Here is an 18838-nt window from a genome sequence, read left to right on the forward strand (position 1 = left end):
GTAACTTCCTGAGCTTCAGGTTTTTGATATAACGCTTGGACGCCAATCGCGAAGATAAGCCCCTCTCCCTTGATGGGAGAGGGGTTGGGGAGAGGGTGTACGCGAAGCGTTTCACCTGGCTAACAAAATGAATCCGTGGATTCAGGTAAAAAAATGCATTGAGTTCTTATGAAGGTTAAGGTGCCGATTCTCCCCCTCTCCCGCAAGGGGAGAGGGGAGTTCATGTCCCCATCTATTTGCGCTTATTTATGGGCTCAATCAAAACAATCAACGCATCATATTCCACAAATAGATTCCGGGACTGGTAATCGTGTAACTTCCTGAGCTTCAGGTTTTTGATATAACGCTTGGACGCCAATCGCGAAGATAAGCCCCTCTCCCTTGATGGGAGAGGGGTTGGGGAGAGGGTGTACGCGAAGCGTTTCACCTGGCTAAAACCTGAATCCCTGGTTTCAGATGTAGGGGTAAAAACGCGTTGATCCCTCGTCTTTATCCTGTTGAGTTCTTATGAAGATTAAGGAGCTTATTCTCCCCCTCTCCCCCGGCCCCTCTCCCGCAAGGGGAGAGGGGAGTTAATATACCCACCCATTTGTGTTTATTTGCGGACTTAATCAAACAATCAACGCATCATATTCCACATATAGTTTCCGGGGCTGGTAAAGGAGTCGACACCCCGGTTCATATCGCTGCCCATGCGATTCATGGTTGGCCCCATGGTGGCAACCGATGGCGTCATCAGCTGCATACTCTGGCGCATGGCGTCCAGATCATCCGCCATCAGTTTGTACATATCCGACATATGCTGATCCACTTCGACAAACTCATGACTCATGATTTTCATATCCTTGGACATCAGGGATATCTTCTCCCCCATGCCATTCATACTGACCTTCATTTCTCGCATATCATGAGACATATCCCCCATGTGACCACGCATGGCCCGCATGGATAGCATCATGTCATACATCACCAACAACATGATCATTGCACCGAGCCAGGAACCGATCACCACACTGACCACACCCCAGTTGATCTTTTTGTCCTTGATATTCATTTTTGAACTGGCCTCTTTGCATTAAGAAGAAGGATCCCCTGACGTTTGAATCAGGAGCCCATGATGGGAGTCAATCAGTAGTCTCAGGATCTAGAGAGATAATTGTAACATCGGTTTATGAGATTACCGTCAATCCGGCATGCAGCGAATCCCATCTGATTGATCCATGGATCCCAGCCTTCGCAGGGAAGACAATTCAATTGGTATCGATGCTATTTTGTACCCATTATTATTGACGAACATTCGCGTTTATTAGCGGATAATAAAATCCAGTAACGACTGCTCACCGTCATTCCAGCACAGGCTGGATCAGAAGCACGAAACAAGGAATCCATATAATCCTCAGAGTGATTCACCAAGCATCCATTCAGTGCATGAGTCTAACGTGATTCTTAAGGAAACTCTGATTATTTATCACACAGTGATCAATAAATACGCAGCGGACCGGACGATCGGTTCACGCATCCGTCTCATGCAGGGCAATCACCGTTTTACTGTTGATCGCACCATCCAGATGACGCTGCTTGATTGCCAGGTAGTCGGGCCGCTCAAAGAACGCTTCCATCGCCTCTCGATTCGGAAAATCGATGGTGAAGACCCGATTGATCGGTTGATCGGTTTTTGATCGTAACACTTCAGCAATCTTGAAATCATAACCGAAGGCAGCACCGGTCGAGTTCAATATCGGCTCCATTTCCTCACGATATTTTTGATACGCTTCATCATCCGTGACGTTAAGTCCCATGATTCTTTCAAAACCCATAATCACGCCTCACAAGTTTTTAATTCAGCAATTCAACACGATACTTTGATGATCTGTTCTACCTCAGCCGTAGACTACGTCCGGCAGCCAGGTGGCCAGTTGCGGCCAGTAGGCCAGTAGGCCGAGCATCAGAAGTTGAATAACAATGAACGGCGCAACGCCGCGATAGATGGCCGCGGTGGAGATCTGTTTCGGCGCCACACCACGCAGATAGAACAGGGCGAAACCGAAAGGCGGGGTGAGAAACGAGGTCTGCAGATTGATCGCAATCATCACCCCAAGCCAGACCGGATCCAGCCCCATCGCCAACAGGATCGGCCCGACGATCGGCACCACCACAAAGGTGATCTCGATGAAGTCGAGAATAAAGCCCAGCAGAAACATCACCAGCATCACCACGACCATCGCACCGACCACCCCACCCGGCAGATCGGTCAGCAACTCGGTTACCACTTCATCGCCACCGAAGCCGCGGAACACCAATGAGAAGAGAGAGGCACCGATGAAGATCATGAACACCATGCTGGTGACTTTGGTTGTACCGGTAACCACCTCTTTGAGGGTTTTCAGATTCAGCTGCTTTTGACTGAAGGCCAGCAGCATGGCGCCGATCGCACCCACTGAAGCGGCTTCGGTTGGCGTCGCCAGACCGCCAAGAATCGAACCGAGCACGGCAACGATCAACAGCAACGGCGGCAGCAGGACTTTCAATGTCTTGGCCAGCAGGGCGCCCTTCTCCAGCTTCTCATCGACCGGCATCGCCGGCACCGATGCCGGTTTCACCACGGCGACGAAAACAATGTAGAGCAGGTAGAGCAGCACCAGCATCAGCCCTGGCAACAGTGCGCCGACAAACAGATCGCCGACAGAGACCGTGTCCGGTGAAAAGATCCCCATGTCGAGCTGGGCCTGCTGATAAGCCGCCGAGAGCACATCCCCAAGCAGCACCAGAATGATCGAAGGGGGAATGATCTGACCGAGGGTGCCGGCGGCGCAAATCACCCCACAGGAGATGGCCGGATCATAGTTGCGCTTAAGCATGGTCGGCAGTGACAGCAATCCCATGGTCACCACCGTTGCGCCGACGATACCGGTACTGGCGGCCAGCAGCATACCGACGATGGTTACCGAGATACCGAGACCACCACGCAGTTTACCGAACAGACTGGCCATGGTATCGAGAAGATTTTCCGCCACCCTGGAACGCTCCAGCATCACCCCCATGAAGACGAACAGGGGCACCGCGATCAAAGTCTCATTGGTCATGATGCCGTAGAGCCTGTTGGGAAGCGCCTGCAGAAAGGCATCATCGAAGTGACCGGTATAGGTCCCCAACCAGGCAAACGCCAGCGAGGTGCCGCCGAGAGAAAAAGCTACCGGGTAGCCGAACAGCAAAACCAGACAGACCAGCAGGAACAGAACCAGGGGAAGATACTCAGCCATCACCCATCACCTTCGGCAGACACTTCCCCCTGACCCAGGAGCTGACTCAGACTGCGTATCGCCAGGGAGATCCCCTGCAGCACCAGCAACACCGCCATCACCAGAATCAGACTCTTCAGCAGAAACACGCCATCCAGCCCGCCGACTTCCCTGGAGCCTTCATAGAGCGCCCAGGATTTGGCCACGTAGTCCCAGCTGATGAAGAAGATGAACAGACAGACCGGCAGCAGCAGGGTCAGGGTACCGATCAGATCGACCCAGGCCCGACCTCGCTCGGAGAACTTGCGATAGATGATATCGACCCGCACATGACCTTCGTGCTTAAGGGTGTAGGCGGCCCCTACCAGAAACAGGGCCGCATGCATGAAAGTGACCGACTCCTGCAGCCAGATCCAGCCGAGCTGAAAAACGTAGCGCAGCACCACCACGGCCACCGTGACCAGCACCATCAACAGGCTCAACCAGGAAATCGCCTGCCCCAGTCGTTCATTGATCTGGTCGAACCCCCGGGCAAATTTTTCGATGGTTGCTAGAAAATGACTCATCAAACCCCGATCACCAGCGCAGCAGTATCCATTGGGGTACGGAAATATTGGTTGGGTCGTTGGAGCGGGAATCGAACTCCCCATCCCCATCCCGGTCGCTCATGTAGTAAGCCGGCCCGTTGTCCGGCTGAATCTTCACCATATAGAGCTGGCCGTTGACCCGGTATTCGGTAATCGTACCCTCATCCCGCTTGATGATGGTGATATCGGGTTCGATCACCTCACCGTCGACAATCACCTCGGGCAGGGGCAGCTCCGGCGGCTCAGGTACAGCCTGATCCTCAGCGAGGAGCGGCAGACCGCTGAGCAGAGCGACACTCAGCAGGGCTTTGGCCAGGAGATTCAGCTTGTTCATCATGTCCTCCCTCCATGGGAGATGTTTACAGCTCAAGCAGTATCTCCTGCTCCGCAGGAGAGGGCTCGAAGCGTCGTGTTTCGTAGTGGTTGAAGATGGCGTCCACAACCTGTTGCGGCTGTTCGCAGACCTGCACCAGATCCAGGTCTTCCTGATCGATGGTCCCGGCGGGGCAGAGCGTATTGCGAAACCAATCCAGCAGCCCACCCCAGAACTTGCCATCCACCAGGATGATCGGGATCTTACGGGTTTTGCCGGTCTGCACAAGGGTCAGGATCTCAGCCATCTCATCCAGGGTTCCAAACCCACCCGGCAGCACCACATAGGCGGAGGCGTGCTTGACGAACATCACCTTACGGGCAAAAAAGTGGCGGAAATTGAGCGAGATATCCTGATAGGCGTTACCGGACTGCTCCATCGGCAGCTGTATGTTCAACCCGATACTGGTGGACTTGCCCTCAAAGGCCCCTTTGTTGGCGGCCTCCATAATGCCGGGCCCACCACCGCTGACCACTGAGAATCCGCTGTCGGAGAGCAGCCGGGCGATCTCTTCCGCCAGGGCATAATGGGGATGATCCCGTGGTGTTCTTGCCGAGCCGAAAAAACTCACCGAAGGGCTGATCTGAGCCAACTGCTCGAAACCCTCGACAAATTCGGCCATGATCTGAAATACACGCCAGGATTCACGGGTCAGCTGACCCTCTGCGCCACCCCGGGGACTGCGGCGTCTGTCTTGTGTTATTGCCATGAAATCTCTTCTTTTTTCTGGACGCTTACAGGGCCGCTCAATGCTGCTTGCCGAAACCTACCCTACCCTACCCATCATATCAGGCATTGACGCCAGTGTTGAAATCGATAACGCCACTGCGTACCCTTGCGCCTCTGTCCAGCAGCCGTAAAGACCACCCCTCAATGTCCGACCTCAACCCTAGACAACAGCAAGCGGTCAACTACATCGACACACCGCTCCTGGTGCTGGCGGGGGCCGGGAGCGGAAAAACCCGGGTCATCACCGCAAAGATCAGCTACCTGATCAAGCGCTGCGGACTCAACCCCCAGCAGATCACCGCAGTCACCTTCACCAACAAGGCGGCGCGGGAGATGAAAGAGCGGGTTGGCAAAACCCTGGGCGATCAACAGCAGCAGCTTCCACGAATCTCCACCTTTCACAATCTGGGATTGAACATCGTCCGCCAGGAGCTGAAGACACTGGGCTATCGATCGGGCTTTTCGATCTTTGATCAGCAGGACAGTGCCGGATTGCTTAAGGATCTGCTGCGCAAGCAGAATCTGGGGGACGACTCGGTGGTGAACGCCGCCCAGTGGACCATATCCGCCTGGAAAAATGACCTGATCACCCCGGAACAGGCCCTGCAGCAGGCGGAGAACGATCTGCAACAAGGGCAGGCACTGCTCTATGCGGCCTATCAGCGCAGCCTGAAGGCCTTTAACGCGGTCGATTTCGACGATCTGATCCTATTGCCGGTAAGCCTGTTTCGCAACCACCCCCAGATACTCGATCAGTGGCAGGACAGGATCCGCTATCTGCTGGTGGATGAGTACCAGGACACCAATCAGGCCCAGTATGAGCTGGTCAAACAACTGGCCGGGGTAAGGGCCGCATTCACCGTGGTGGGGGATGACGATCAGTCGATCTATGCCTGGCGAGGCGCCCGGCCGGAAAACCTGGCCCGTCTGCAGGCCGATTTCCCAACCCTGAAGCTGATCAAGCTGGAGCAGAACTATCGCTCCAGCGGCCGTATCCTCAGATCCGCCAACCACCTGATCAGCAAGAACCCCCATGTGTTTGAAAAGAAGCTCTGGAGTGAACTGGGCCTTGGCCCGGAGTTACGTGTCCTGGTCTGCCCCAATGAGGTCCAGGAGGCGGAACGGGTGGTATCGGAAATCATCCACCTGAAGTTCACCGCCAAGGCCAACAACCGGGATTGCGCCATCCTCTACCGGGGCAATCACCAGGCGAAACTGTTTGAGAAGGCCCTGCGCAGCCATAACATTGCCTATTTTCTCAGTGGCGGCACCTCTTTTTTCTCCCGCACCGAAGTCAAAGACGGCATGGCCTATCTGCGACTGCTGGCCAATCCCACCGACGACAGCGCCTTTTTGCGTATCGTCAACACCCCGCGCCGTGAGATCGGTCCGACCACCCTGGAGAAACTCGCCGACTATGCCCAGCAGCGTGGCAGCGCCCTGCTGCCCGCTTGCGAAGAGATGGGCCTGAAGAACCTGCTCAGCAGTCGCCCTTATGAGCGCCTGCAGCACTTTTCCAGACTGATCCAACACCATGCGCAAAAGGCCGACTCGGATCCGGCGGCAGCCTTCCGCGCCCTGATGGAAGAGATCGACTACCTGGGCTGGCTGAAAGAGAACGCCAGCAGCGACGGCATCGCCGAGGCGCGGATGGAGAATGTCACCGACCTGATTGACTGGTTGAAAGCCCTACAGCATGGTGAGCTTCAAGAGAAGACCCTGGCGGAGATGGTCAACCATCTGACCCTGATGGACATGCTGCAGCGTCAGGAGGATGAAGCCGAACAGGACCAGGTCCACCTGATGACCCTGCACGCAGCCAAAGGACTGGAGTTCCCCCATGTTTTCCTGGTCGGTATGGAGGAGGAGCTGTTGCCCCATCGCAGCAGCATTGAAGAGGACAACATCGAAGAGGAGCGCAGGCTGGCCTACGTGGGCATCACCCGGGCGCAGCGCACCCTGACCATGAGCTATGCCAGTAAACGCAAACGTTTCGGTGAAATGGTTCCCGGAGAGCCAAGCCGCTTTCTGCAGGAGCTACCGGAAGAGGATCTGGTTTGGGAGGGCCGAGGCAACAAGCTCAGCAAGGAGGAGCAGCAGGCGCGGGGATCGGCCCATCTGGCCAATTTGAAATCGATGCTCAGCTGAACCGCCCGACAACCACACAAAAGGGTTGCCGGACGCTTTCATTACATACTCAGGATCCACTCCACAACGACGCGGATGTTCTCATCCGAGACATGGGCGTTGGGCGGCATGGGAATCTGTCCCCAGGTACCGACACCACCGGCCTTGACTTTCGCGACCAGCGTATCAACCGCTCCAGCGTCACCTTTGTATTTAGCGGCTACCTCTTTATAGGCTGGACCGACCACCTTGGTCTCGACCTGGTGACAGGCCATGCAACCGGATGTGGTGGCGACTGCCAGCGCATCACCAGTCGGTGCAGCTGGAGCAGCAGCCGGTGCCGCTTCAGCCGGGGCAGCCTCGGCGGCCGGCGCGGCCGCTGTTTCAGTGGCGGCAGGCGCACTCTCGGCAGCCGCTGCAGGCGCAGCCTCAGCAGGCTTTGCGGCGCCTTCAACAGCCACCTTGCCGATCGGGGCAATTCGTTCCAGAACCTCTGGACGCTCTTCTGCGAAAAGCTGGGTAGAAACCAGCAGCGATGCGACAGCCACACCTGTCAACACACCAGACTTAGTTACAACATGGATACTCACGGGCATAATCCTCCGTATTTCAATCGATTGCGCCCCACGCCTTGTTCATGGGCTGACTTCAAGCCCTGAGCATGGCCTATTAGGGCCTGTTAACAACAGGCATTCCGAAAAACCCGGCGATTATACCCGTGGATGAAAAAAAGAGCGAACAGGGTTGGACGGCACCCCCCGGGAGGGCTAAACTACGCATCGCTGTAATCACCGCGCTGCGGAGAGTTGCAGCACCTCAGCGCCCGTAGCTCAGCTGGATAGAGTACCGCCCTCCGAAGGCGGGGGTCACAGGTTCAAATCCTGTCGGGCGCGCCATCTCATTCCGGTATGTACCCGCAACACGCCACATCAGGCGTGGGCCATATGAGAGCCGGTCGCTGTACTGACCATGGCCAGCCGTCTCCATCGATAATCTATTAAAAAACCTGCAATGGGGGAAGAACTGGTACTGCAGTGACATTGCCATCACTGACCGCCGAAACAGGCAACTCATCTGCATCAACTCTGGTTGTGCACCCTGAATACCCGGATGAAATTGCAGCAAGCAGACCATCTGACCGTTTCCGGCAACAGTGGTTTCTGGCCAGTAACCTCAGGATTGCAGATTGTGGAAGGGGTTGTAATTGTTGGAGGTCGGATTGGACTCGGCAGGACCCTGCCCAGCCTCAGTCACAATCGTTTGATAAGTGAGCTTGTTCGAGGAAGCAACCTGTAACCAGCTAATATCCAGCACTGTATCGTAGATCAGTCCACCGAAAATCGCATCCGGTAGTCGATCAACGGTCGACTACCGGAAGCATGGCTCTACGGCGTATGTCCAGTTCATGGTTGATCAGATCGATAAGCCGTTACAGTTGGTGGTGTAGATCGCGGTTATCCGGTCCTTGGTAACCCGGAGATTTTCTACCGCCAACCGATAGGTTTCGGGGATACCCACCTCAGAACGCTCGGCCGGATAGGGCTGATTGTTCTTACCCATCACGAAGACCCGCTGAGCCAACACGGCCTGCAGGGAGTGAAAGTTGCCTTTCGATTTGATTCCACGAGCATTCAGGTCATGCACCACCTGATTGACATTATCCAGTCGATAGATTCGACCTTCCTCTTCCTGATAAAGCGTATGAGCCTGCCCATCAGCATCGATAGCGATCACTTTTTCAACCATAACCAGGGTATCAGGCGCATGGGAGACACCTGCAGTCTGTTGGGAATCCAGAGTCTCCGCAGAGAGAAAAGAGACTTGAGTCATGCCGAATACCAGAACCAAAATGCTCTGAATCATAGTCATGAAATGTTTCATAATTACCTCCTGAGACCGCATCAACGGGCTCAACATTAATTGCCAGAATGGCGTTTGTGCACCAGGTCGTTTTCATCCTTTAACCTTAAGCTAGCCCCTGAAACTTAAACGAAACTTAATCCCAAGCACTCTTTTTTCAAAGTGTGAACAGTAACTTAAGTGTTAATTAAGGGTTAAGAAACCAACCCAGAAAGGAAGCATGGACTGCCAAGCGGACAGACATGCTATATACTCATCGCGGTGACCGGAGGGAGTTGCGGCAAGTGAGAAACCACCGCCATACGCAACAAACAGTCACCAACAATAACCAGAACAGAGACACAGAGACCGATTGGATTTCCCTATGCCGAAGCAAACATTGACCCGTTTGGCAGCACCGATGCTGCTGATCACACAACTTTCGGCCTGCACCGGAATTGGTGGGGTATCCGGAGAGATGCCGTTGCGCATCGAAACTCAACCGAGTGGTGCAACGGTCTACATAATGGACGAAGCCCTGGGCGTCACCCCTCTGGAAATCACCCAGAATCAACTCTATCCCGCCGCCTACGATGCGGGTAAAGGCGAACTGTACGGCAAAATCGTGATCCGCAAACCGGCCTGCGAGGCATTCAGCCAGCGGGTCAAATACCAGGATTTCCCCAAAGGCTTGCAGGTCACGCTGAACTGTAGTGATAGTGCGGAGCAGAGCCAAAGCTCAGCCACAGCTGAAACCGCCCCGGCGCCACAGAAAAACAGGCAGCCCGTTGCTGCACAACCGCCTGAACAGCGGCTCAAACCGGTGGAATCCACTGCTGTTGTAACCCAGCCAGCCAATACCAGCATCAAGGCACGCCTGCAGAGACTGGACAATCTGCGAAACGAAGCCGTAATCAGTGAAGAGGAGTATCGGGCGGCAAGAAAAAGGATACTCAACGAGCTCTGAGCGCGTTAGATTCTCGCCTCGATTGGCTGGAATTTGGAATTGAAGGAAGAAAACCGGCAACCTGCATACCGATGCAGGTTGCCGGTGAGTTCAGATTAATGCGGATTACTTGGCCAGCAGGCGGACGTAGCTGAGCACACCAGCTATCTCCTCTTCTGAAAGTATGCCTTTCCAACCAGGCATCAGGGAGTCGCCTGGGCTTCCATTGGTAATCACATTCATCAGCTCACTGTTCGGATGCTTGTTCAACTCACTGGCATCGGTGAGATTCTGAGCATTCATGGTCAGCAGTTCTGTCAACGGACCATCTCCCATGCCACCACGACCGTGGCAGGCAACACAGCGCGACATATAGACATCGCGACCCAATTGCGGATCCCCTGGCAGAGTGTGCTTGCTGTTCTGCAGAAAACGGATATAGGTCATCAGTGAACGGATCTGATTCTCCGGCATCGCCAGACCCCACTTGGGCATCGCACTTTTCTCTGAACCATGTGCGATGGTGCCTTTGATCAAACCGAACAAGCGTTCATCGTCTGTCTTGCCATCGCTGGTAAGATCCGATGGTGACATATCCAGTTTGCCGGCCAGCGGGCCATCCCCTTTGCCGCTGGTACCATGGCACAGGAAGCAGGTTTGATTGAACAGGGAATATCCTTCATAGGCACTCCCTGCGTAAGCCGCGGACAGGGTCAGACAAAACAGGCTGAACACTGCGGCAATCTTGACCACTCTGGTAACAATTCTACTCATGAGTCTTTCCTCAATTGGTTCTCTCACGCCACCTGTATGGTGGCGTTGTCTGGGTATGGATTCTGCGACCGATACAGCGTCAGCCGATTAATAACCGGCAAACAGTTGAAACATCCACTTGCTGTCACGCTCATCGGGACGCGAATCGATACCGCTGCCACTCTCTTTGACATAGTAGAGCTCGAAGCGGATGTTTTGCGAAAACATATAGTTGCCGCCAACGGTTGTGGCGTTGAACTTGTTGTCGTTATCCGAGCCGTCATCCAAAGTCCGATAGGCGAGAAACACATTGGCCTTGTTCGGCAGCAGTCCCAATTGTCCAAGGATGGCAAATGAATCCGCATCATCCGCACCATTACAAAATCCGCTGTCAGCAAAATGAGTCAAGCCGCTATTGGCGGCATCGGTGCCCTCACATTGACCATAGCTGCCATAAACACCCAGAGGCATATTCCCCAGATTGCCCTGCATCTGCGCATCGATGACCCAGCCATCGGTCGGGATGACGGTATCCTCACCGTGATTCCTGGTTTCCGCATCCCCGGTCCAGATCTGAACACCGAAACCGGTATCCCAGCTACCGATGAACGGCGTATAGGCCGCCCGGATATAGTGGGCCAGACCGGAAGGTTTCACGGTGGTGTTGTTCTCTTCCCAACCCGGCGTCCAGGGAGTGTAGTTGACGAAATAGTTGTGTCCGGATGCGACCAGGGCGATACCGGTCGCTTCGCCGCTTCCCAGACCCAGAGCCTGAGCGGCGCTGAAACCTTTACGCTCTTCGATAGGACGTTGCGAACGTTGAGCGCCTGTATTGAGCAGCTCGAAACCGTAACCCGAGCCCAGTCCGTCAGTAGAGAAAGGAATCACACTCAACTGGGTCGCACCGGCTTTGGCCACATTGAAATGAACCTTGGTGGAGAGGAATGAGTTGGCGTCTGTCAACCCGAGTTCCATCAGGAAGCCCGCATCCTTGGCCAGCTTACCACCGACCAGCAGTGCCGCCTCATCCGGCCATTCGATCTGACCATGATCGGTTCCCTCATCCGTGTTGCCGTTGGTCTTCTGATATCTGAGCTTGGTGATCACAGAGGCATTGAGCATCAAAGGCAGGGAGATATCGTCCCCTTCAATCATCCCCTGCCCACCGGTCAGGGTATAACCTCCGGATCTGAATGAACGACCGAACGAGTTAAGCGCTGGAAATTGCTGAAAATGGCAGGCTGTGCATGGCATACTCGTCTGACGGGCAAAGGCCGGTACCGCCTCGGCTTGATTGCTGACTGAAAATCCCCCCATCAGCAGCAACAGGCACATCGCATAACGATGCAGGTTCACAAGATTCTGACTCATTGAATTCTCCCATTAGAAGGCTAAACGACCAGGCCTGATCTGTTGAGTACCATTGAAAATACCCTTCAGGTAACAAAGATCAGCAACACGCCAAAAACAACCCGGAATTCACCAGCGACGAAATACCTGGTGCAAAGGTAATCGCTGCGGTCTGTATCGGATGGGGAGGTGGGTGTCTTCTGGCAAAGACAAACACGGCATAAACATGCCTGGTATTAAGATTGCAGCCAGGTCAATTTGGTCGGGTACGTTGAGGTTGTACCAAACAGTTCATGCTGCAGGAGATGCCAGGGGAATTATCCGTGATCGACATACAGACTGCCTAAGAGTATGTCGATCACGCCAATCCCTTCTTATTGTTGTCTGTACGACACAGATCACCCCATCCATCCTCACTTGTCTCACCGCTTTCCCCCGGAATCCCAGCGAGCAATTCACTACCCATCGGACCCCAAAGCGACATTGTTACTTTCTGTGAAACAGTAACAAAACCCTAACAAGGCTCATGTTTTTTTATTATGGGGTGATACCCTACTTTTAGAGGGTAGTAATACCCCTACACACAAACCGCAAATAACAAACGACCTCGGCCTATAGAGCGTGAATCAGGGCCTGTTAACACTGATCTAATAGGCCCTAAGAAAGGAGAACTCGACAATTCCACTCATCCGTTAGAGTATGGAAGCTGGATGTGGAACAGACTGCCTTAAAGTCAAACTCGCCAAACAATTTCGGGTAACGCCTATGCACTCGGTGCCAATCATTGCTGCCATTCTCAAGTTTGCGGACCGGCTGCGTTTCCGCCAGCTGTTTCTGCTGACCGGCTCACTGTTTCTACTCGATCTTGTGATCCCCGATATGATCCCTTTTGCCGATGAACTGATACTCGGCCTGCTCACCCTGCTGTTTGCCGCCTGGCGTAAACCGAAGCAGGAACAAAACGCCATCGAGGACAAAAGCAGTCACTGAGCGCAGCGCTTGATCTCTTGCTGTAGCCAGACGAACTGAGGCTGAAGGGGGTCCATCACGTCATCGGCAAATCCTTTGCCGAGCTATACTTCCATGACATGGAGTAAGTCGTGTCTGATTCAGGTCCCAGCGCAATCCCGGAAATCACCCTGCAAGGTCAGGGGCTGACCAAGGTTTATCACACAGGCAGTGTTGATGTACACGCCCTGCGTGGGGTCGATCTTGAGTTGAGAGAGGGGGAGCTGGTGGTACTGCTGGGCCCTTCCGGCAGCGGTAAATCCACCCTGCTCAACATCCTCGGCGGTCTGGACAGCCCCAGTAGCGGCGAAGTGACCTTTCGCGACATGCGGATCAGTGTCGATGACGAATCCACCCTAACCCGTTACCGTCGTGACCATGTGGGCTTTGTGTTTCAGTTCTATAACCTGATTCCCAGTCTCACCGCACGGGAAAATGTCTCCCTGGTTACCGAGATCGCCAACCGTTCCATGGATCCTGCCGAAGCCCTCGCTCTGGTCGGCCTGGCGGAACGGCTCGACCACTTTCCGGCCCAACTCTCCGGTGGTGAACAACAGCGGGTGGCAATCGCCCGGGCGATCGCCAAACGACCGGACATCCTGCTCTGCGACGAACCCACCGGCGCGCTCGACAGCCAGACCGGCATCCTGGTGTTGGAGGCAATTGAACGGGTCAACCAGGAGATGGGAACCACCACTGCGGTGATCACCCACAACAGTGTCATCGGTGAGATGGCGGACCGGGTTCTGCACTTTGCCGATGGACATGTTGCGAATTATCAGCAAAACAGCCTCCGAAAAGCGGCGCATGAATTGAGCTGGTGACAGAATCATGCGTGCTCTGAATCTAAAACTGATACGCAACCTGTGGAAGCTGAAGGGACAGGTATTGGCAATTGCGGTAGTGATCGCTTCCGGTGTGGCGGTTCTGGTAATGTCCCTGTCATCATTGCAGGCACTCCAACAGACCGCCACCGCCTACTACGAGAGGCAGCGTTTTGCCGATGTCTTTGCCACGGTTAAGCGCGCCCCGCGCCGACTGGTCAATCAGATAAGCACACTCCCCGGGGTCCGCTCGGTGGAAGACAGAATCAAACAGATGGCCACCCTCTCTATCGATGGATTTGAGGAGCCGGTGATCGGTCAACTGGTCTCCATTCCCGAACAGGGGGAGCCGCTGCTCAACAATCTGGTACTGAGATCGGGCCGGCTGGTCAGCCTGGATCATCCGGATGAAGTGGTGCTGAACGAACCGTTTGCCGAGGCCCACGATCTGCAGCCAGGCGATCAGCTCAAAGCCCTGATGAACGGCCACCAGCGCAGCCTCACCGTGGTGGGCATCGCCCTCTCCCCTGAATTCATCTATACCATGGGCCCAGGCGCCTTGATGCCGGACGACAAACGATTCGGTGTGATGTGGATGGGTCGGGAAGCCCTGGCTGCCGCTTATGATCTGGAGGGGGCTTTCAACGAAGTCAGTCTGGGATTGCTGCATGACAGCAGTCCGGAGCAGATCATCGTCAAACTTGACCGACTCCTAGAGACATACGGAAGCCATGGTGCGATCGCCCGTAAAAACCAGATTTCAAACTGGTTTCTGATGAATGAGATTGAACAGCTGAAAACCATGTCGACCATTCTACCCACCATCTTCCTGGCGGTTGCCGCGTTTCTCGGCAATATGGTGATGAGCCGACTGATCGCCACCGACCGGAGCGAAATCGGTCTGATGAAGGCCTTCGGTTACAGCAACTGGCAGGTCGCCTGGCACTACACCAAGATGGTGATGGCGATGTGTGGCGTCGGCATTGTTCTGGGGTGGCTGCTGGGCGCTTGGCTGGGTCGGGTCAACACCGAAATCTATGCCGACCTGTTTCGCTTCCCATTACTGATCTTCCGTCCCGACCCGGGGGTCTTCGCCATCGGCGCGGCGGTCAGTCTGATTGCCGCCCTGGCAGGCTCACTTGGTGCCGTCAGACATGCGGCAACTCTGCCACCGGCCAAGGCGATGAGCCCACCGGCGCCCCCCATGTATCGCAGCAGCCGCTTCTATCAAAGCCGTTTCGGTTTATGGCTCGATCAACCGACCCGGATCATACTGAGGCAGATCATGCGCTCCCCGTGGAGGTCGCTGCTAACCAGTATCGGCATCGCCCTGTCAGTCTCCGTGATGGTGATGGCACTGCAATGGATCGATGCCATCGAACAGATCATCGAGGTTCAGTTTCACCAGACACAGCGTCAGGACATGACTGTCGGACTGGTCGAAAGCCAGTCGGATCAAACACTGCGTGAGATCCGCCGCCTGCCCGGGGTATTGGCGGCCGAACCGATGAGAAGCAAGAGCGCCGATCTGAAGGCGGGACACCTCAGCCACCGGGGCGGTATCGAGGGGGTCACCGACAACCCACAACTGCAGCGGATCTATGATGCTCGGGGAGAAGTTGTCAGCATACCTCCGGAAGGCTTGATCCTCTCTACCAGGTTGGCCGAGAAGCTGGACGTTCAGATCGGCGATTCCGTCTGGGTTGAAGTGTTGGAAGGGAAACAGCCCAAGGCATTGATACCGGTGGTCAGTCTGTTCGAGACCTATATGGGGATGCCTGCCTACATGCATATCCACGCCTTCAACAGACTGATGGGAGAGCGTGCCAGTCTCGAGGCGATCAACCTGCTGGTGGATAAGAACCAACTGACCCAGCTCTACCGCAGTTTGAAATCGCTACCCAAAGTCTCCGCGGTGACCCTCAAGGATGCAGCGGTTGAGGAGTTCAACGACACCATGGCAGAAATGCTGATGGTCTATATCTCCTTTTTCGCCGCCTTTGCCTGCGCACTGGGATTCGGCGTGGTTTACAACAGCACCCGGATTGCCCTATCGGAACGGGGCAGGGAACTGGCCACCCTGCGGGTGTTGGGATTCCACTCCGGTGAAATCTCCTACATTCTGTTGGGTGAGGCGGCGTTGCTGATTCTGGTCGGACTGCCACTGGGCTGCCTGATGGGTCATGGTCTCGGATGGCTGATGACCAACGCGATGAATACTGAACTGTTTCGAATACCACTGGTCATCAAGGCCGCAACGGATGCGACCGCCGTGCTGGTTACACTGGGTGCAACCGCTTTCTCCGCAGCTGTGGTCAGAAGGCGACTTGACCATCTCGATTTGATTGCCGTATTAAAAACTCGTGAGTGATTATGAGCGCACACTGGAAACGTATCTTGATTTGGGGCGTAGTGAGTCTGGTTGTTCTGGCATCACTGGTCTGGGCCTTCCAACCGAAACCGATTGCGGTTGACCTGATGACCCTGCAACCGGGGGAGCTTGTCGTGACGATCGATGAGGAGGGAGAGACCCGGGTCAGGGATGTGTTTACCCTCTCCGCACCGATCAGCGGCCGGGCGATGCGCATCGAGGCCGAAGTCGGCGATAAGGTGATTGCCAATGAGACCCTGCTGGCCGAGATCGAACCCATCGATCCAACCCTGCTCGATCCACGCAGTGAGGCCCAGGCCAGGGCCGACATCCGCGCTGCGGAAGCCAACCGTATTCTGGCGGAAGCGGCGGTAAAGGAGGCTCGGGTTGAGCTCGATTTCGCACTCAGTGAACGCAACCGATCCCGTCGACTGCATAAGGAAGCGGTGATCTCAGCGAGAGAGCTGGAATCCGTGCAACGGACCTATCAAACCCGCCAGGCAGCGCTGGAGACTGCCGTCGCCAATCGTCAGGCGAGACAGGCGGAACTTGACCGCGCCAATGCCCAACTGATCTCTCCCACGGCACCTCGTAGCAATGCAGAGGCGTGCCAATGTGTACCGATTCGTGCCCCCGTCAACGGCCGGATCCTGAAAATTCAGCATAAGAGCGAAGGAGTGGTCAGTGCCGGTGAGCCCCTGTTGGAGATTGGCGACCCGGACAAACTGGAGATTGTGGCTAATCTACTCTCCTCCGATGCAATCAAGGTGGAACCGGGGCAACAGGTCTATATCGAAAACTGGGGGGGTGATCAAACCCTCAACGGTGTGGTAAGGCGGGTTGAACCTTTCGGCTTCACAAAGGTTTCGGCCCTTGGCATTGAAGAGCAGCGGGTCAATGTGATCATCGATTTCACCTCACCGCATGCACAGTGGAATCGTATCGCTCACGGCTATCAGGTGGATGTAAGGATAGTGCTATGGCGTGACAAGCAGGTACTGAAATTGCCGCTCACCACACTGTTTCGTGACGGCAAGCATTGGGCAGTCTTCATCGAACAACAGGGTACGGCAGTACAGCGCCGGATCACCACCGGCTATCGTACCGGATTTGAAGCGGAGGTGACTGAAGGGCTAAGCCCGGGTGAACGGATCATTGTCCACCCGAGCGATAAAATCAAACAAGGTATACTGCTTGAAGGCAGAGACTAGTCTCATTCATTGACTGCGTGGGGCTGAATCCCGTCAGCCCAAAGCATGGCTTTGCCATCGACACCGATGGATCGGGCACGGCCACTCGTCTTGGCGGAATACATACGATGATCGGCCAGTTCAATCTGCGCCTTCCAATCACTGACGTTGTCTTCCTGAACTTCAGCCACACCGATACTGGCCGTCACCGGCCCTCCTTCAGGACGTTCCCCAACACCTGCCGTCATGATTCGACTCACAACCTCATTCGCTTCCCTGGGATCAGCGGTAGGCAATACCACAACAAACTCCTCACCACCCCAGCGAATCACACTGTCCCCTTTACGCACACAGTTACAGATCTGTTCTGATGCGGTCTTAAGCACCTTGTCACCGGTATCATGTCCATAGGTATCGTTTACCGCTTTGAAGTTATCCAGATCGAAGTAGAGAATCGACATCGACCCGCCCCCCATGGAAGCCAGTCGAAACTGCAGATCAAGAACTTCTATGCCGGCACGCCGGGTAAGCATACCGGTGAGCACATCGTAACTGGCACGACTGACCTGTGAGAGCATGTAACGCAGCTGGGTCAAGGAGGAGAAGAGCGCCACCCCGAGGATCAGGATCAGCAGCCACAGGGTGGATACCGCCTGGGGTATTTCAGCTTCACTACCCGGAAACGCAGAAACCAATGTAACCAGAAACAAGGGTACGGCATAGGCGAGGAACTCAATCAGTGTCAATGGAAAGAGCGTTAATCCAGCCACCATCACAAACGGCAGCAAGCCGTAAAGCCCGGCAATGATCTGCTCCTGACTGGTAAGCGGATAACCCTCAATCCAATAACCTGAAGCGAGATAGAAAAGCGGGGTAACCGCGAGCATACCGGCCAATAGCAGGCGCGCCAGCTTCATGGTCGGTTGCCGACGGGACAACCAGGCCAGGATGGCGAAAACAATACCGGATACGGCTCTGATCGTCAGCAGACCGCCCCACAGGGCACTGGGCAGAAAGAGCAGGTCGATGATCGACCAGGCCGGCACCAGTACCGCAAAAACAAAACAAAAGAAAAACACCCGGCTCTGGATAATCGTAGCCCGGTGTCCGGAGATTGGCAGACCATGTTCCTTGGTAGTGAACAACTCGTAGAGTTGATCTTTGGTATAGATCCCTAATGATTCACTGATCGTAATATACATTTTCTCAAAACTGATCATTCCGTTCGATCCCACAACATCGTGGCCGTCACTATAGCGCCTGTCACCTGAACTACTTGATCGTTAAACAAGCAATCAGTGATCCAGATCAACAGCCCCATCCATAGTATCCACACAAACACGGTCGATAGGTTCCACCGACCGGGAGTACTCGATCATTAACCGCAGAACCACGACAAATTAAGCCAGCTATTCTACATGGTTTTACCTCTACTTCAGCGAAGAATTCCGTAAATTGTTCTATATTTATTGTGCTAGATCAGTTAAATCGATTGACTGAGT

The 18838-nt window shown here is 54.7% G+C and carries 17 protein-coding genes and 1 tRNA gene; 7 read left to right on the top strand and 11 right to left on the bottom strand.

Annotation, left to right across the window (positions count from 1 at the left end; genetic code table 11):
• Positions 1-619: 619 nt before the first annotated feature.
• The 6 genes from AC4IE8_RS14845 to AC4IE8_RS14870 form a co-directional block, all read right to left on the bottom strand.
• Entirely contained in the window at positions 620-1054 is a 435-nt protein-coding gene (locus AC4IE8_RS14845) for a hypothetical protein (protein WP_068987416.1), read from the bottom strand.
• A gap of 457 nt (positions 1055-1511) precedes the next feature.
• Positions 1512-1817 carry a DUF1330 domain-containing protein gene (locus AC4IE8_RS14850; RefSeq protein ID WP_068987415.1) on the bottom strand — a complete coding sequence of 102 codons (306 nt, stop codon included), beginning with the start codon at positions 1815-1817 and terminating at the stop codon, positions 1512-1514.
• A gap of 63 nt (positions 1818-1880) precedes the next feature.
• Complete coding sequence (locus AC4IE8_RS14855; protein ID WP_490791352.1) at positions 1881-3260, bottom strand: TRAP transporter large permease; 1380 nt, start codon at positions 3258-3260, stop codon at positions 1881-1883.
• Complete coding sequence (locus tag AC4IE8_RS14860) at positions 3260-3805, bottom strand: TRAP transporter small permease subunit (protein WP_068987413.1); 546 nt, start codon at positions 3803-3805, stop codon at positions 3260-3262. The genes AC4IE8_RS14855 and AC4IE8_RS14860 overlap by 1 nt, the downstream gene beginning before the upstream one ends.
• A gap of 10 nt (positions 3806-3815) precedes the next feature.
• A complete protein-coding gene (locus tag AC4IE8_RS14865) occupies positions 3816-4163 on the bottom strand; it encodes a DUF2782 domain-containing protein (protein WP_490791353.1) in 348 nt (115 codons plus the stop codon).
• A gap of 22 nt (positions 4164-4185) precedes the next feature.
• Positions 4186-4908, bottom strand: a complete 723-nt coding sequence (locus tag AC4IE8_RS14870) for an LOG family protein (RefSeq protein ID WP_068987412.1) — start codon at positions 4906-4908, stop codon at positions 4186-4188.
• Positions 4909-5072: 164 nt separating this feature from the next.
• Between AC4IE8_RS14870 and rep the strand changes: the two genes are divergently transcribed.
• The gene (rep, locus tag AC4IE8_RS14875) at positions 5073-7076 is read left to right on the top strand and encodes a DNA helicase Rep (protein WP_490791393.1); all 2004 of its coding nucleotides are present in this window, start codon (positions 5073-5075) and stop codon (positions 7074-7076) included.
• A gap of 41 nt (positions 7077-7117) precedes the next feature.
• On the opposite strand, the gene AC4IE8_RS14880 is transcribed toward rep, so the two are convergent.
• Entirely contained in the window at positions 7118-7645 is a 528-nt protein-coding gene (locus tag AC4IE8_RS14880; protein WP_490791354.1) for a c-type cytochrome, read from the bottom strand.
• Between the two features lie 229 nt (positions 7646-7874).
• Here AC4IE8_RS14880 and AC4IE8_RS14885 point away from each other — a divergent pair.
• Positions 7875-7951, top strand: a tRNA-Arg gene (locus AC4IE8_RS14885).
• A 517-nt stretch (positions 7952-8468) separates the two neighbouring features.
• Here AC4IE8_RS14885 and AC4IE8_RS14890 read toward each other — a convergent pair.
• Positions 8469-8936 (bottom strand): hypothetical protein, encoded by a 468-nt coding sequence (locus AC4IE8_RS14890; RefSeq protein ID WP_068987408.1) that lies wholly within the window; start codon positions 8934-8936, stop codon positions 8469-8471.
• Between the two features lie 343 nt (positions 8937-9279).
• Here AC4IE8_RS14890 and AC4IE8_RS14895 point away from each other — a divergent pair, with 343 nt between their 5' ends.
• On the top strand, positions 9280-9861 hold the full coding sequence (locus tag AC4IE8_RS14895; protein WP_490791355.1) for a PEGA domain-containing protein: 582 nt from the start codon (positions 9280-9282) through the stop codon (positions 9859-9861).
• 105 nt (positions 9862-9966) lie between these two features.
• Here the strand turns inward: AC4IE8_RS14895 and AC4IE8_RS14900 are convergent, their stop codons facing one another.
• Complete coding sequence (locus tag AC4IE8_RS14900) at positions 9967-10614, bottom strand: c-type cytochrome (protein WP_490791356.1); 648 nt, start codon at positions 10612-10614, stop codon at positions 9967-9969.
• An 87-nt stretch (positions 10615-10701) separates the two neighbouring features.
• Positions 10702-11964, bottom strand: coding sequence for a hypothetical protein (locus AC4IE8_RS14905; protein WP_068987405.1), 1263 nt, complete (start codon positions 11962-11964; stop codon positions 10702-10704).
• Between the two features lie 744 nt (positions 11965-12708).
• On the opposite strand from AC4IE8_RS14905, the gene AC4IE8_RS14910 reads away from it, so the two are divergent.
• The 4 genes from AC4IE8_RS14910 to AC4IE8_RS14925 all read left to right on the top strand — a co-directional run bounded on the left by AC4IE8_RS14910 (position 12709) and on the right by AC4IE8_RS14925 (position 17357).
• Positions 12709-12933 (top strand): DUF6116 family protein, encoded by a 225-nt coding sequence (locus AC4IE8_RS14910; protein WP_068987404.1) that lies wholly within the window; start codon positions 12709-12711, stop codon positions 12931-12933.
• A 110-nt stretch (positions 12934-13043) separates the two neighbouring features.
• Positions 13044-13775: an ABC transporter ATP-binding protein gene (locus AC4IE8_RS14915; RefSeq protein ID WP_490791357.1), complete on the top strand. Its 732-nt coding sequence runs from the start codon at positions 13044-13046 to the stop codon at positions 13773-13775.
• 7 nt (positions 13776-13782) lie between these two features.
• On the top strand, positions 13783-16146 hold the full coding sequence (locus tag AC4IE8_RS14920; protein WP_490791358.1) for an ABC transporter permease: 2364 nt from the start codon (positions 13783-13785) through the stop codon (positions 16144-16146).
• Positions 16147-16148: 2 nt separating this feature from the next.
• A complete protein-coding gene (locus AC4IE8_RS14925; RefSeq protein ID WP_490791359.1) occupies positions 16149-17357 on the top strand; it encodes an efflux RND transporter periplasmic adaptor subunit in 1209 nt (402 codons plus the stop codon).
• A 2-nt stretch (positions 17358-17359) separates the two neighbouring features.
• Here AC4IE8_RS14925 and AC4IE8_RS14930 read toward each other — a convergent pair whose 3' ends face one another.
• A complete protein-coding gene (locus AC4IE8_RS14930; protein ID WP_068987400.1) occupies positions 17360-18556 on the bottom strand; it encodes a GGDEF domain-containing protein in 1197 nt (398 codons plus the stop codon).
• Positions 18557-18838 lie beyond the last annotated feature (282 nt).

The sequence above is a fragment of the Candidatus Thiodiazotropha sp. AKAK2 genome, assembly GCF_058244685.1.